This window comes from Streptomyces endocoffeicus, from assembly GCF_016741935.1.
GTDB lineage: Bacteria > Actinomycetota > Actinomycetes > Streptomycetales > Streptomycetaceae > Streptomyces > Streptomyces endocoffeicus.
This window is the reverse complement of record NZ_JAERRG010000008.1, coordinates 149246-161770: the sequence shown is the minus strand read 5'-3', so window position 1 is coordinate 161770 and position 12525 is coordinate 149246. Positions and strand designations below refer to the sequence as shown.

Here is a 12525-nt window from a genome sequence, read left to right as displayed (position 1 = left end):
CCTACGGCTTGGACAATCCGCGGGAGACCCGTCCGCCCCGGCCTCGAATTCTTCTCGGCGGGTGTGGTGACCGAGCGGTCTAGCCGCAGCCTCCTGCGTGTCCAGTATCTCCACCGGGGGCGGAGAACCGGGGCAGCTCGTCATGATGCTGCCAGCCTTTCTCGACCTCTTCGAGAGGTTGGCCGCGGAAGGCCGCGACAAAGGGCGCCAGCCGGTCCGCGCCCCAGAACTTCTCGCGTCCGTGGATGAAGAACGGAACGCCGAACAGGCCGTCCTGATACGACTGGATCAGGCAATCCAGGCCCCGCTTGCGCAGCCCGGGGTCGTCCGACGCGTCCGCCAGCTGCTCGGCCGGGAGCCCCAGCTCCGCGGCGATCTCACCCATCGTCTCGCGCCGGGTGATGTCCCGGCCCTCCTGCCAGCGGGCCCGGTAGGTGAGCTCGATGAAGCGGCGGCCGTGGCCCTCCTCCTGGGCGGCGAGGTAGGCCAGGTGGGAGATCTCCCAGTTGGGGTCCTTGTCGATCGGCACGGTCATCTTCAGACCGCGCGCCTTGGAGATCCGCGAGAGGTCCTGGAGGATGTAGAAGTTCTTCGCGCGGGACATGGCGACGATGGGCAGCTCCACATCGGCCTGGTCCAGCATGTTCTGGGTGATGGCGTCCGGCTCCCAGAAGGGGATCCAGTCCATTCCGTCGGCCACGTCGGGGTAGCGCTCGAGCAGGTCCAGGTAGGCGAACCAGGAGTACGGGCTGCGCAGCGAGAAGTACCACCTCGGTGGCTTCTTGGGCTTGGGCACGGTGATGCTCCGCCTTCCGCTAGGAGTCGGTCAGATGGTGATGCCGCCGTCGATCTGGAAGACGGCGCCGGTGATGTAGGCGGCCCGGTCGGACACCAGGTAGGAGACGAGGTCGGCGACCTCTTCCGGCCGGCCCAGCCGCTTCAGCGGGATCTGCTGCAGGGCCTTCTTGCGCACCTGGTCGCTCAGTTCCGCCGTCATATCGGTCTCGATGAAGCCGGGGGCGACCACATTGGTGCGGATGCCGTACCGGCCGACCTCCTTCGCGAGCGACCGGGAGAAGCCGATGATGCCCGCCTTGGAGGCCGAGTAGTTGGTCTGGGTGGGGTTGCCGTAGACCCCCGCCACGGACGAGAGGTTCACGATGGCGCCGGACTTCCGCTTCATCATCTCGAAGATGACGGCGCGGCATACGTGGTAGACCCCGTCGAGGTTGGTGCCGATGACCTGCTGCCACTCCTCGTCGGCCATCATCAGCAGGGGGTTGTCCCGGGTGATGCCGGCGGAGGTGACCGCGGCGTCGACCGGGCCGAGGGTCTCCTCGGCGCGGGTAACGAAGGACCGCACCGACTCCATGTCGGAGACATCGGCGCGGACGGCCAGCGCCCTGACGCCGAGCTCCCGGACCTCCTTCTCCAGGACGTTCGCCGCGGCCTCGTCGGACCGGTAGCAGTACGCGACGTCGAAGCCGTCCCGGGCCAGGCGCAGGACCACCTCCCGCCCGATGCCGCGGGATCCGCCGCTGACGAGGGCGACCCTGGACTCACTGTTGTGCACGACTGTTTCCCTCTCCTGATGGGCCGCTGGCCCTCGTGACCGGCAGCGAGCCGGCGGCGGGCTATGGAACGGCGGGGGCCGCCGCGACCTGATCGGCGGAGGCCGACGGGCGCAGCTGGTCCCCGGGGCGGAACGCCATCACCATGCGGGAGAAGGTCAGCGCGACCTCGCCGCCGACCAGCGTCTCGCCCTCGAAGATCACGGTGTCGGTGAGCGCCCGGAAGAGCCGCACCCGGTGCTCCAGTACGTCTCCGGGCTGGACCGGGCGGTGGAACTCCACCCCGGACATCGAACCGGCCAGCATGACCTGGCCGGTCGGGCCGCCGGTCGCCTCGGCGCCGCACACCGCGAGCAGCCCCGCGGCCTGGCCCCAGGACTCGACCAGCAGGGTCCCCGGATAGGCGAACTCCTCCGGGGCCGCGTCCTCACCGAGATGGCGGTACCACGGCTCATTGCAGGTGATGGCCTTGAGCGCCACCAGCCGTTCGCCGGGGACGAGCTCCACCACCCGGTCGATCAGCAGCATCGGATGGCGATGCGGCAGCAGGCGCTTGATCCCGGCCGCGTCGATCATGGTGTGACCTCCGTACGAAAGCCCAGCCGCACCTTGGCGGACGTGCCGCGCTCGGTGGCGGCCGTCGCCGTGTACGTCCAGCCGCCGTCGACCGCCTTCCAGTCGGCGCGGACGGTCAGGACGTCGCCGGGGAAGACCGGGCCGATGAACCGGGCCGACTCCAGGGCCCGCAGCGAGATGGCCGCGGGCCCGGGGGCGGTGGCGAGGGCCGCGCGGTGGGCGCACTCGACCACGCACACCCCGGGGAAGATCGGGAAGTCCGGGTAGTGACCGGCGAACACCGGTTCCTCCGGTGCGATACGGAACCGGACCTCGCTGCTCAGCCCCGGCTGCCCGGCGTCCGCCGAGGCCCGCCGCACCACCTCGGGCGCGGCCCGCACCGGGCTGTTGGTGGTGTTCGCGGTCACCGGGCGCGCAGCTTCTGGGTCAGCAGCTCGTGCGCCTGGCGCAGCGACACCACCTGGCGCAGCTCGGACTCCGCGAACTTGACGCCGTACTTCTTCTCCAGGACCACGATGACCTCGAGCGCCATCAGGGAGTCGACCTCGAGGTCCTCCATGAAGTCGGCGTCGTCGGCGACGTCGGTGGCGTCGACCTCCAGGATGTCGGCGACGATGCCGCGCAGTTCGTCCATGTCGAGCGGGGCCGCGCCGGCCGCGTCGGAGTAGGTGACGGACATGGGGTTCCTTTCACACAGCGGTTCACACAGCGGTTCACACAGCGGGAAGGGGCGTCACAGCAGGCGCAGGAGTGCGCAGGCGAGCGCGCCGTCACGGTCCACGGACGTCACCACCGCCAGCCGGCCCGCGGCCCGGTCGTCGTCCTGGGCCGCCGTCAGCACGGAGACGATCTGGAAGGCGGCGGTCGCGGCGGCGGTGTCGCCGATCGTGTCCGGCTGCGGGATCCAGCGCACGTCGTGACCGGCGAACCCGGCTCGCAGCGCGGTCCGTTCCTGCTCGCCGAGGAGACCGGCCGGGCCCGAGGGGGACACCGCCCAGACGTCCTCGCGCGACGCCCCGGCCCGGCGCAGCGCGCGCTCCACGGCGGACCGCAGCGAGGGGCCCGCCCCGTCGGGGCCCGCCACCCCGGACTCGACCGCGAGCACCTCGGCGAGCCCCTCGCCGTCGGCCACGGTCTCGGCGGGCCGCAGCCGCAGCACCGCGCAGCCCTCGCCGAGCACGACACCGGTCTCGTCCTCGCCCCGGGTGTGCCAGTCCAGCCAGGCGCGGGCCGGGGAGTACTCCTCGACGGCGCCGCACAGAACGGTCATGGCGCGCCCGGAGGCGAGCAGCCGCCGGGCGTAGTTGAGGGCGATCAGCCCGGAGGAGCGTCCGGCGGCGACCGTGGTGTTCGGCCCCTTGAGCCCGTACCAGATGGCGCACTGCCCGGCGGGGCAGTTCATGATGGCGTTGGGGATGTGCGAGGGGTCGATGTAGAAGGGCTTCTCGTGGATGAGGGTGTCGCGGGTGATGTCCATCATGCTCTGGGCGCTTCCGGTGGTCGTGCCCAGGACGAGGCCCACGTCGGCGCCGCTGTCCGCCGCGCCGTCGGCCGCCGTGACCAGTTCCCGTACCGTCGCCACGGCCAGGCCGGTGACCCGGTCCATGGACCGGGTGCCCTTGCGGCCCAGGACCTCCTTGATGACCAGGTCCCGGGCCAGGCACACCCGCTCGTCGGGGACCGGCTCACCGCCGGGCTCCGCCGCGGTGGCCGTGGACCGGCCCGACCGGGCGCCCTCGACGAAGGCGTCCCGGCCGATGCCGTACGGCGACACCGCCGACCATCCCGCGATGACGGGACCGCGGGGCGCGGTGCCCTGCGCGCTCACGGCTGGTTCCGGCCGTCGCCGAAGGCGAAGGCGTTCAAAACTCGCTCGTCGAAGGTGACCAGGCGGCCCTCCTTGCCGTTCTCCACCACTCCGTAGGCGTGGGTGATGGTGCCGGTGGAGGTCTGCACCAGGCGGCCGTCACGGACCACATAGGTGTCCAGGCGCGAGGTGTAGAGCAGGTTCTTGAAGACGTTGTCGACGGTGTAGACGACGTAGAGGTCCTCTTCGAGGAGCGCCTCGTCCAGCAGCGTCACCCGGGAGTGGGTGACGGCGGGGATCCAGTTCTTCTCCTCCAGCAGCGCCCGGATGGAGATGCCGCGCGCGTCCACGAAGCGGTGCTTGGCCTCCTCCATCAGCCGCAGATAGCCCGACATCTGGAGCCGCTCGAAGAAGTGCACGAACGGGTACGGGATGCGGAACTTCCAGCCGTAGGCGTTCTGTCCGGCCAGCAGTCGCTCCAGCACCGCGTCGGTCTCGGCGCAGCCGCCGGAGATCAGCTTCTCGGTGACCGCGGGCGCGGCCGCCCCCGGCTCGACGCCGCCGATGCGCGCCGTGACGAACCGCTCCAGGCCCTCGGGCACGGGCAGCCTGCGCGGCATCCGCACATCGTTCTCGTCGTGCCGCAGCACGGCCTTGACCTTGGCGGCGACGGCCTTCTTGGGGGCGCCGTCGCGCTCGACGGTGATGGCGACCTTGAACGACAGCTCGGTGGCGTCGTCCTTGGTCACCGGGGTCACCTCGATCGACGCCTCGTCATCGACGACGAGGGCGGTCTGGAGGCGGGAGTCGATGTCGACGATGTCGAATCCGAGGCCGTGCTCCTCGTAGAGCCTGCCGACCGGGAGCCCGCTGCGCCGGAAGTGCGCGATGACGGCCTTCTCGACCAGGTAGTTGACGTGCTTGAAACCGATGATGGTGCCGATGTTGGCACCCTCGTATCCCGGGCTGAGGACGACCGTGGTCGACTCGTTCAGCAGCGACTTGACGGCTTGCGACATCACTTCTCCGTGAGGTGTGGGGCGGCCCGGTCCGAGAGCCGCCGGAGGAACGCGCCGACCAGGGCGGAGAACGACTCCGCGTGCTCGGACATCGGGTAGTGACCGCACCCGGGGACCGCGTGCAGCTCGGCCCCGGGGAGGTCGGCCGCGAGCAGGGCGCTCTCGGCGGCGGCGAAGTCGTCCTGGCCGGTCACGACCAGGCCGGGCACGGTGATCAGTTCGGGGCGGAGCCAGGGGGTGCGCAGATAGTGCTCGAAGAACCGCACCCAGCCGTAGGGGCCGACCCGTTCGCACACCCGCTCCGCCATGTGCCGCCGGACCTCCGGGGTGGTCCGGCGGGAGGAGTGGGTGCGCAGCCCCTCCTCCATGATGTGGAGGAAGTCCCGCTGCATGCCCGAGACGGAGTCCCAGGCGAAGTCGTCCGGTGAGCGCCGGTAGAAGGGCGAGACGAGGACCACGCCCCGGATCCCGTACCGCTCGCGCACGTCGTTGCCCGCCTCGGCCTCCCGGCTGAGCAGGTCCAGCAGCTGGTTCGCCGAGAACGAGTGGGCGACGACGACGTCGGGCGGGTCCGGCAGCCGTTCCAGGGCCGTGACGATCCAGTCGGTCCGCTCCGGCCGGCGGCTCCACGGCTGGACGTGGTCGGCGCGCCAGGGCAGCTCGGCGGTCCAGGTCTCCAGGTCCGGCGGCAGCAGCGGGGCGAGCCCGTCCCAGACCGCCCCGCTGCTGGCCAGGCCGTGCAGGAACAGGGCGCGCAGCCGGGTCGCGTCCCGCGCGGGGCGGTGGCGCAGCAGCAGGGGCTGGCGCGCCAGGTCGCGGATCCCGGTCGCGCCGGTCTCACCGTGGGCCATCACCGCGCCCGGCTCACCGTGGGCCATCAGGACCGGCCCGGGGCCAGCAGGGCGAGTCCGGCGGTGGCGTCGTCGCCGTCGCGGCCGGCGAGGGCGTAGACGGGCCCGGCGCCACCGTCGGCGTACCAGCCGATGGTTCCGGCGCACTGGAGGACGCCGAGGACCGCCGACGCCTCGCCGAAGGTGTCGGCCAGCGCGTGGTGGACGGTGCCGGACGGCAGCAGCGAGGAGCCGGCCCCCTGCTCGCCGCCGGGGCCGAACCAGGCGGCGGGCGGGGTGCGGTCGTCCCCGGCCAGCCGCTCCAGGCACGCCTCGACGCTTCCGGCACGGACCGCGGAGCCGACCCGGGCCCGGGCCTCGGCGCCGCGGACGGCGGCGGCCGCCCGGCGCTCCACGACGACGGCGGCGGCGCCGTCCACGATCCGGTCGGCCCCGGTGAGGCGGCGGACCATCTCGTTGTCCGGTTCGACGGCCAGGACCAGCGCCCGGTCGGCGCGGCGGGCGCCGACGAGGGCGGCGGCCCAGCGGACCGCGTCCAGGCCGGAGGTGGCGCCGTTGCAGACCATCAGATTGGGGCCGCGCAGCCCGTACTTGATGGCGAGCGTCGAGGCGATCACATTGCTGGACGCGTTGGGCGTGTCCATGGGGCTGACGCCGCCCGCGGTCCCCTCGGCCGCGATGGTGTCCACGACCGAGCAGACGGTGTCCACGTTCCCGTAGTTGGAGGCCACGAGGACGGCGACGGTCTCGCCGGGGACCGTGAGCCCCTCGGGGCCGAGCAGCCCCGCGTCCGCCAGCGCCGCATCGGCGCAGGCCAGCGCGAGCTGGGTGGCGCGGTCCTTGAAACGCAGCCCCTTCTTGCCGATACGGGCGGCGGGGTCCACCGGCTCCGCGCCGCCGGGCACGGGGGCCAGCAGGTCGCGCGGGGTGGTGACGCCGGGCAGGGCGAGCCCGACTCCGGTCAGTACGGCGCTCATCGGGCCGCCTCCACTACCGCCACGGCGTTGATGCCGCCGAAGCCGAAGGCGTCGATCTGGGCGAGGGAGACATCCGCCCGCTGGGCGGTGCCGCGCACCAGCCGGAATCCCTCGGTCTCCGCGGCCGGATGGTCGAGACCGGTGATCGGGGGCACCCGGTGCTCCCGCATGGCGCGCAGCGCCACGATGAGGCTGAGCACGCCGGAGGCGCCGGAGGTGTGCCCGGTCATCGACTTGACCCCGGTCATCACGGGGCGGCCCAGGTGGTCGCCGTACACCTCCCGCAGCGCGGTGGCCTCGGCGGCGTCGTTGAGCGGGGTGCCCGTGCCGTGCACCATCACCAGTTCCACGTCCTCCGGTTTGACGCCCGCCCGGGTGTGGGCGTCCTTGATGGCCAGGGCGATGCCCCCGGGGTCGGGCGCGGTGGCGTGGTAGGCGTCGCAGTTGACGCCCACGCCGCGCACCCAGCCGTGTCCGCCGCCGGCGGCGGCGCGGCGCAGCACGATCGCGGCGGCGCCCTCGCCCATCACGGTGCCCTTGCGGTCCCGGTCGAACGGGCGCAGCGCGTCCGGCGGGTCGAGCTGGAGCCGGTCGGAGAGGCCGAACATGGACTCGGTGATGACGTCCACGCCCGCCACCACGACGGTGTCGGCATCCCCGAACTCCAGCAGGTCCACGCCCAGGGCCAGCGAGTACAGCGACGCGGAGCAGGCGTTGGAGATGGTGGTGGTGTCATCGGCGCCGAACCGCTCCCGCAGCGCGGTGCCGAAGTGCATGCCCCCGGCGTCGAAGTCCTGTCCGTCGCGCCACCACAGCTCCAGCGAGCGCAGCTCGCGCAGCCCGGTGCCGATGAGCACGGGCACCCCGCGCAGGTCCCGGGGCAGACCGGCGTCGTCCAGCGCCTGCCCGACGGCCGTGGTCAGCAGGGCGGTGGCCCGGCCCACGACATCGGTGCCGGGCGCCGGCCGGTCGTCCACCTCGTACAGCAGGTCGGCGTTGTACCAGTCGCGGTTGAAGCCGCGCAGGCTGTGCAGCCCGCCGCGGCCCTGGCACAGGCTGTCGAAAATCTCCGCGGGGTCGGCGCCGACGCTCGCGACGGCGCCGACTCCGGTAATGGGCCAGCGGCTCATCGGTGCTCCTCGTACTTGCCCAGGATGACGACCGCGTTGTTGCCGCCGAAGGCGAGACCGTTGTTCTGCACGATCCGCAGATCCGCCTCGACCGCCTGGTTGGGCACGCAGTCGACCTCGCATTCGGGGTCGGTGACCGTGTGGTTGATGGTCGGCGGGATGAAGCGGTGCACGATCGCCAGCGAGCAGGCGATCGCGGCGAGGGCGCTGGCGGCGCCCATGGTGTGGCCGAGCATCGACTTGATGGAGATGGTCCGCGGCGGGGCCGCGCCGTAGACCTCGCGGATGGCGCGGGCCTCGGTGATGTCGTTGGCCTTGGTGCCGGTGCCGTGCGCGGACACCAGGTCCACCTCACCGGGCTTGACCCCGGCGTTCTCCAGGGCGAGCGCCATGCAGCGGGCGACGCTGCTCTGGTTCGGGGCCACCTGGTGGTAGGCGTCGCAGTTGAGGCCGTAGCCGAGGACCTCCGCGTAGATGCGGGCGCCCCGGGCCAGGGCCGACTCCAGGCTCTCCAGGACGAGCACGCCCGCGCCCTCGCCGGTGAGGATGCCCTTGCGGTCGACGTCGAACGGCTGGCACAGCTCGGGTGCGATGGTGCCCAGCCGGTAGAACCCGGCGAACGTCTTGCGGCACATGGCGTCGGCGCCGCCGCAGAGGGCGAAGTCCACCTCGCCGGTGCGTACGGCGTCGAAGCCGTAGCCGATCGCGTAGTTGCCCGCGGCGCAGGCCGTCGGAATCGTCACCGCCTCGACGTCCGTCAGCCCGAGCTCATGGGCGACGGCCGCGGAGAGGCGGCCGGCCCGCACCCGGCGGGCGATGGTGGAGTCCATCTTCTCCGGCCCGTGGGCGATCTGGCTCTCCACCAGCTGGTCCAGATCGAAGGACTCCCCGTCGGTGGTGCCGATGGAGATGAGGCCGCGCTGCTCGCGCAGTACGTCGACGTCGAGATTCGCGTCCTCGACGGCCATACGGGCCGCGGCTGCCGAGAACTGACTGGCCCGGCCGAGTTCCGCCACGTCCAGATTGCGTATCCACTTCTCCGGTTCGAAGTCGACAATTTCGCAGCCGTTGGCGTGGGCGAACCCCTCGGTGTCGAAGGCGGTGATCGGCTTCGCTCCGCTGCGGCCGGAACGCAGCCCTTCGGCGAACTCGGCGGCGCCCACTCCAATGCTGGAGAAAACGCCAAACCCGGTAAGAACCACTCGGTGAGTCGCGACGGCGGAACCGTCGCGCGCGGGAGCAGTCATCGAAACCTCCAACCAGTCTCGGCTTGAACAGCGGACGGGATTACCAGCCGGCTGACTCGGCGACGACCTCGTGGACGCCCTTGAGGTTGACCATGCGGGCGAGTTCGGACTGGTCGATGACGACCTTGAACTCCTTCTCCAGCGAGGCCAGGATCTCGATGGCGCGCAGCGAGTCGGCGTCGTGGTCCTCGCGGAAGAGGCTGGTCTCGGTGACCTCGTCCTCCTCGAGCTCGAGAATCTCGCAGACGATTTCCTTGATCTTCGCAGTGCGCTCTTCGGTAAGGGTGGGCATGATGAATTCAACCTCTCGGTCATTGCCGCCGGGCGGGAATCCCCCCGTTCGGCGCTCCTTTTGCGTTCCCGCACTCGAAACGATCGCAGTACGGTTATGCGATGTGCACGCCCTGCGTCAGGAAGGTGCCAACACTGCTTCGTCCAGGCGCCTTTTGATGTCGCTCGTCAGGGAATCCCGCTCGGCATTCAGGTAGAAATGGCCACCGGGCAGGACGCGCATGTCGAAGGAATGTCCGGCGACCTCGGACCAGTGCCTCATCTCGTTCTCCCCGGCGCCCGGATCCCGGTCCCCGGCATACGCCACGACCGGACAGCCGACGGGTTGCGGGACTTCGGCCCGGTAGGTGCCCGCGATCCGGAAGTCGGCCCGTACGGACGGCAGCACGATGTCCCGGATCCCCGGGTCGGCCAGCAGCGCGGCGTCCGCGCCACCGAGCCGCACCACCTCGGCGATCAGCTCGTCGTCGGTGCCGAGGTGGATCTCCTTGGGGGTCACCAGATGCGGGGCCTCACGGGACGAGACGAAGAGCCCGGCCAGCCGGTCCGCGTGGGCCGGCTGGAGGCGCAGGGCCAGTTCATAGGCGAGGGACGCCCCCATGCTGTGGCCGAAGAAGGCCACCGGGACGTCGAGGAAGGGGAGCAGCTCCGCGGCCAGCGGATCGGCGAGCTCCGCCATACCGGTCGCGCACGGCTCGGCGATCCGCTCCTGACGGCCGGGGTACCGGGTGGCCAGCACCTCGACGTCGGGGCCCAGCGCCCCGGCCCAGGGGTGGAAGAACGTCGCGGTCCCGCCCGCGTGGGGCAGGCAGACCAGCCGCGCCCGCGGCCGTCCGGCCGCCGGGTACCGCCGGAACCACCGGGTTCGGGCACTGCCGGACGATGTCATCGTCGCTCTCCTCGTGACTGTCTGGCGCGTCTGGCGCGTCTGCCGCGTCTCCCTCGGCCGGGGCGGCGACCGGCCGCCGCCTCCCGGGGCCGGACGCGCTCCCGGGGCCGGACGCGCTCCCGGGGCCGGACGCGCTCCGGGGGGCTCGCCGCCCGCTTCCCGCGAGGTGTCGGCGGCGGGTCGCGGGGAAGGGCCCCACCGCCAGGTCACACTCCGCTGCCCGCTCGGCGGCGGGCGGGAGGACCCGGGACACCTTTCTAACCAGGCCCGCCCCGCGCCTCAATGTCCCTTTCAGGAAGGTGCCAGGGCGGGCGCCGGAAGCGGATCCGGGGCGGCCGGAGGGGAGTTGAGGGAGCGGGGTAACAGCTTGCTGCCAGTGCGCGGCGCAGGTCGCGTCACGATGGATCACCGGCGCCCGGGCGGGGCAGGATGCGCAGGAGATCCTCTGTACCCGTTCCCGTAACCCAGCAGTCAGCGAGCCGCCCGATGACCGACGACCCGACCTCCCCGGCCGCGACCGAGCCTCCATGGGCGTTCCTGGCCCGGCTGGAGGAGCAGATCGCCCTGGACCAGGAGGCGTGTCTGCGCGACTGCGGGGCGCCCTGGGGCGAGTTGCTGGAGCGCTTCGTGGACGCCCTGACGGGACGGCCGTGCCCGGACAGGGAGGCGGACGCGGACGCGGGCGACGCGGCGAACGGTGCCGCGACGAACGCGCCGAGCGGACCGGGCGTACCAAGTGCACCGGGCTCGCCAGGTGGCCCGAACAGGCCAGGCTCGCCAAGTGAAACGTACGGCCCAGGCGAGCCAAGCAAGCCCGGTGAGCCAAGCGAGCCAAGCGAACCAGACGCGCCGGACGGACCACGTGCACCGGGCCCGCCAGGTAGCTCGTACGGTCCGCACGGCCCGAGCGCGCCGAGCCCCGGGGAATGGCGGCCCCCGCCGGCGACGCCGTGAGCGGCCGCGTCCGGGTACGGACGGCCCGTCACCAAACGGCCCGTCAGTGGCCGGCCCGGCCACCGAGCGAACCGCCAGCAGGTGGCCCGCCACCAAACGGCCCGCCACCCGGTAGCCAGCCACCAAGCGTGGCCCGGCCACCGGTGGTGGCGGCCTCAGCGGGGTGGCACGCTCCGCAGCCGGGGGCGGGCCGACCGCCGCGGCAGCGTCTCGGTCAGCCCGGCCGCGGCGTCGATGACCGCGTTCCGCAGCCCGCGCTCGGGCAGCTTCGCCATCCTCGCCCGCGGACCGGACAGCACGAGCGCGGCGGAGACCCGCCCCTCGCCGTCCCGGACCGGTACGGCCAGCACATACTCGTCCAGCACCATCACATCGGGCCCGTGCGCCCAGCCGCGCTGCCGGATCAGGGCCAGCTGCGCCGCGTTGAAGCGCGCGCCGCGCAGCCCCGCGTACAGCTCGTCCGGGTCCTCCCAGGCCAGGAGCACCTGGGCGACCGGGCCGGACTTGGCGGGCCGGGCCGTGCCGAGCGGGACCGCGTCCTGCCCGGTGACCGGGTCGGCCGAGCTGGCCACGCAGATGTGCACGGCGTCGCGGCGGCGGTGCACCCTGGCGTTGAGCCCGGTGCGCGCGTGCAGATCGGCCAGTACGCCCTCCGCGAGGTGCTCCAGCCGGTCGCGCGGCTGCCCGGCCGCGGCGTGGCCGATCCGGGCGCCGGGCAGGAACCGGCCGTGGGCGTCGCGGCTCAGCAGTTCGAGCCGTTCCAGGGCGGTGGCGATGCGGTAGACGGTGGGGCGTGGCAGCCCGCTGATCGCCACCACCTGGGCGAGGCTGGCGGGGCGTTGCTCGACCACGCTGAGGATCACGGACGCCTTGTCGAGCACTCCGACGCCGCTCATCGGCAGCGGCCGTGACGCGACGCTCAGCGTGCCCGCCCCGTCGGCGTCGGCGCGCCGGTAGACCGGACCGATCGGCATGTGACTCATGGAGGATTCGCCTTCCGCACGGCGGACACCGGATGGCGCGAGGCCCCGGGGCCGCGCGGCACCGGAATCCCGCACATCGACGGCTCGCAGGTGTGGCAACCGACCGCCGGGACGGGGCGGGAGCTGCGGCTCGCCGGTCCCCCGCTCTGATGTGCCCATCCAAATCGAAGGGCCCCGGCACGGGCAACGCCGGAGACAGGAAACTGCCAGGCCGACCCCGCCGGACGGCG

General features: G+C 72.4%; 16 protein-coding genes. 2 read left to right on the top strand and 14 right to left on the bottom strand.

The window, feature by feature from the left end:
* Positions 1 to 79: 79 nt before the first annotated feature.
* From JK364_RS21285 to JK364_RS21225, 13 genes are all read right to left on the bottom strand, one after another.
* On the bottom strand, positions 80 to 796 hold the full coding sequence (locus tag JK364_RS21285) for a 2-hydroxychromene-2-carboxylate isomerase (RefSeq protein WP_201852725.1): 717 nt from the start codon (positions 794 to 796) through the stop codon (positions 80 to 82).
* A 30-nt stretch (positions 797 to 826) separates the two neighbouring features.
* Complete coding sequence (gene fabG / locus JK364_RS21280; RefSeq protein WP_201852724.1) at positions 827 to 1573, bottom strand: 3-oxoacyl-[acyl-carrier-protein] reductase; 747 nt, start codon at positions 1571 to 1573, stop codon at positions 827 to 829.
* Between the two features lie 61 nt (positions 1574 to 1634).
* Positions 1635 to 2147 carry a 3-hydroxyacyl-ACP dehydratase FabZ family protein gene (locus JK364_RS21275; protein ID WP_201852723.1) on the bottom strand — a complete coding sequence of 171 codons (513 nt, stop codon included), beginning with the start codon at positions 2145 to 2147 and terminating at the stop codon, positions 1635 to 1637.
* Complete coding sequence (locus JK364_RS21270; RefSeq protein WP_307841341.1) at positions 2144 to 2554, bottom strand: 3-hydroxyacyl-ACP dehydratase FabZ family protein; 411 nt, start codon at positions 2552 to 2554, stop codon at positions 2144 to 2146. Before JK364_RS21270 ends, JK364_RS21275 begins: the two co-directional genes overlap by 4 nt.
* Positions 2551 to 2826 carry an acyl carrier protein gene (locus JK364_RS21265; protein WP_201852722.1) on the bottom strand — a complete coding sequence of 92 codons (276 nt, stop codon included), beginning with the start codon at positions 2824 to 2826 and terminating at the stop codon, positions 2551 to 2553. Before JK364_RS21265 ends, JK364_RS21270 begins: the two co-directional genes overlap by 4 nt.
* A 54-nt stretch (positions 2827 to 2880) precedes the next feature.
* Positions 2881 to 3975: a beta-ketoacyl synthase N-terminal-like domain-containing protein gene (locus JK364_RS21260; RefSeq protein ID WP_201852721.1), complete on the bottom strand. Its 1095-nt coding sequence runs from the start codon at positions 3973 to 3975 to the stop codon at positions 2881 to 2883.
* Complete coding sequence (locus JK364_RS21255; protein ID WP_201852720.1) at positions 3972 to 4973, bottom strand: acyl-CoA thioesterase family protein; 1002 nt, start codon at positions 4971 to 4973, stop codon at positions 3972 to 3974. Before JK364_RS21255 ends, JK364_RS21260 begins: the two co-directional genes overlap by 4 nt.
* Positions 4973 to 5851, bottom strand: a complete 879-nt coding sequence (locus tag JK364_RS21250) for an alpha/beta fold hydrolase (RefSeq protein WP_201852719.1) — start codon at positions 5849 to 5851, stop codon at positions 4973 to 4975. Before JK364_RS21250 ends, JK364_RS21255 begins: the two co-directional genes overlap by 1 nt.
* Positions 5851 to 6801, bottom strand: a complete 951-nt coding sequence (locus JK364_RS21245) for a beta-ketoacyl synthase N-terminal-like domain-containing protein (RefSeq protein WP_201852718.1) — start codon at positions 6799 to 6801, stop codon at positions 5851 to 5853. Before JK364_RS21245 ends, JK364_RS21250 begins: the two co-directional genes overlap by 1 nt.
* A complete protein-coding gene (locus JK364_RS21240) occupies positions 6798 to 7931 on the bottom strand; it encodes a beta-ketoacyl synthase N-terminal-like domain-containing protein (RefSeq protein WP_201852717.1) in 1134 nt (377 codons plus the stop codon). Before JK364_RS21240 ends, JK364_RS21245 begins: the two co-directional genes overlap by 4 nt.
* Positions 7928 to 9178 (bottom strand): beta-ketoacyl-[acyl-carrier-protein] synthase family protein, encoded by a 1251-nt coding sequence (locus tag JK364_RS21235; RefSeq protein WP_201852716.1) that lies wholly within the window; start codon positions 9176 to 9178, stop codon positions 7928 to 7930. Before JK364_RS21235 ends, JK364_RS21240 begins: the two co-directional genes overlap by 4 nt.
* A 40-nt stretch (positions 9179 to 9218) precedes the next feature.
* Entirely contained in the window at positions 9219 to 9470 is a 252-nt protein-coding gene (locus JK364_RS21230) for an acyl carrier protein (protein ID WP_201852715.1), read from the bottom strand.
* Between the two features lie 117 nt (positions 9471 to 9587).
* On the bottom strand, positions 9588 to 10358 hold the full coding sequence (locus JK364_RS21225) for a thioesterase II family protein (RefSeq protein WP_201852714.1): 771 nt from the start codon (positions 10356 to 10358) through the stop codon (positions 9588 to 9590).
* Positions 10359 to 10787: 429 nt separating this feature from the next.
* On the opposite strand from JK364_RS21225, the gene JK364_RS58065 reads away from it, so the two are divergent.
* Positions 10788 to 11312 carry a DUF6269 family protein gene (locus tag JK364_RS58065; protein ID WP_372461972.1) on the top strand — a complete coding sequence of 175 codons (525 nt, stop codon included), beginning with the start codon at positions 10788 to 10790 and terminating at the stop codon, positions 11310 to 11312.
* Positions 11313 to 11467: 155 nt separating this feature from the next.
* Here the strand turns inward: JK364_RS58065 and JK364_RS21220 are convergent, their stop codons facing one another.
* Positions 11468 to 12295, bottom strand: coding sequence for an IclR family transcriptional regulator (locus JK364_RS21220; protein ID WP_230992287.1), 828 nt, complete (start codon positions 12293 to 12295; stop codon positions 11468 to 11470).
* Here JK364_RS21220 and JK364_RS21215 point away from each other — a divergent pair.
* Entirely contained in the window at positions 12287 to 12445 is a 159-nt protein-coding gene (locus tag JK364_RS21215) for a hypothetical protein (RefSeq protein WP_201852713.1), read from the top strand. The genes JK364_RS21220 and JK364_RS21215 overlap by 9 nt on opposite strands.
* The last annotated feature ends 80 nt before the right edge of the window (positions 12446 to 12525 follow it).

Excerpts from the sequence above, each read along its gene's own strand:
- JK364_RS21275 (WP_201852723.1), bottom strand. The coding sequence starts at position 2,147 with ATGATCGACGCGGCCGGGATCAAGCGCCTGCTGCCGCATCGCCATCCG.
- JK364_RS21265 (WP_201852722.1), bottom strand. The coding sequence starts at position 2,826 with ATGTCCGTCACCTACTCCGACGCGGCCGGCGCGGCCCCGCTCGACATG.
- JK364_RS21255 (WP_201852720.1), bottom strand. The coding sequence starts at position 4,973 with ATGTCGCAAGCCGTCAAGTCGCTGCTGAACGAGTCGACCACGGTCGTC.
- JK364_RS21250 (WP_201852719.1), bottom strand. The coding sequence starts at position 5,851 with ATGGCCCACGGTGAGCCGGGCGCGGTGATGGCCCACGGTGAGACCGGC.
- JK364_RS21245 (WP_201852718.1), bottom strand. The coding sequence starts at position 6,801 with ATGAGCGCCGTACTGACCGGAGTCGGGCTCGCCCTGCCCGGCGTCACC.
- JK364_RS21240 (WP_201852717.1), bottom strand. The coding sequence starts at position 7,931 with ATGAGCCGCTGGCCCATTACCGGAGTCGGCGCCGTCGCGAGCGTCGGC.
- JK364_RS21235 (WP_201852716.1), bottom strand. The coding sequence starts at position 9,178 with ATGACTGCTCCCGCGCGCGACGGTTCCGCCGTCGCGACTCACCGAGTG.
- JK364_RS21230 (WP_201852715.1), bottom strand. The coding sequence starts at position 9,470 with ATGCCCACCCTTACCGAAGAGCGCACTGCGAAGATCAAGGAAATCGTC.
- JK364_RS21225 (WP_201852714.1), bottom strand. The coding sequence starts at position 10,358 with ATGACATCGTCCGGCAGTGCCCGAACCCGGTGGTTCCGGCGGTACCCG.
- JK364_RS58065 (WP_372461972.1), top strand. The coding sequence starts at position 10,788 with ATGCGCAGGAGATCCTCTGTACCCGTTCCCGTAACCCAGCAGTCAGCG.
- JK364_RS21220 (WP_230992287.1), bottom strand. The coding sequence starts at position 12,295 with ATGAGTCACATGCCGATCGGTCCGGTCTACCGGCGCGCCGACGCCGAC.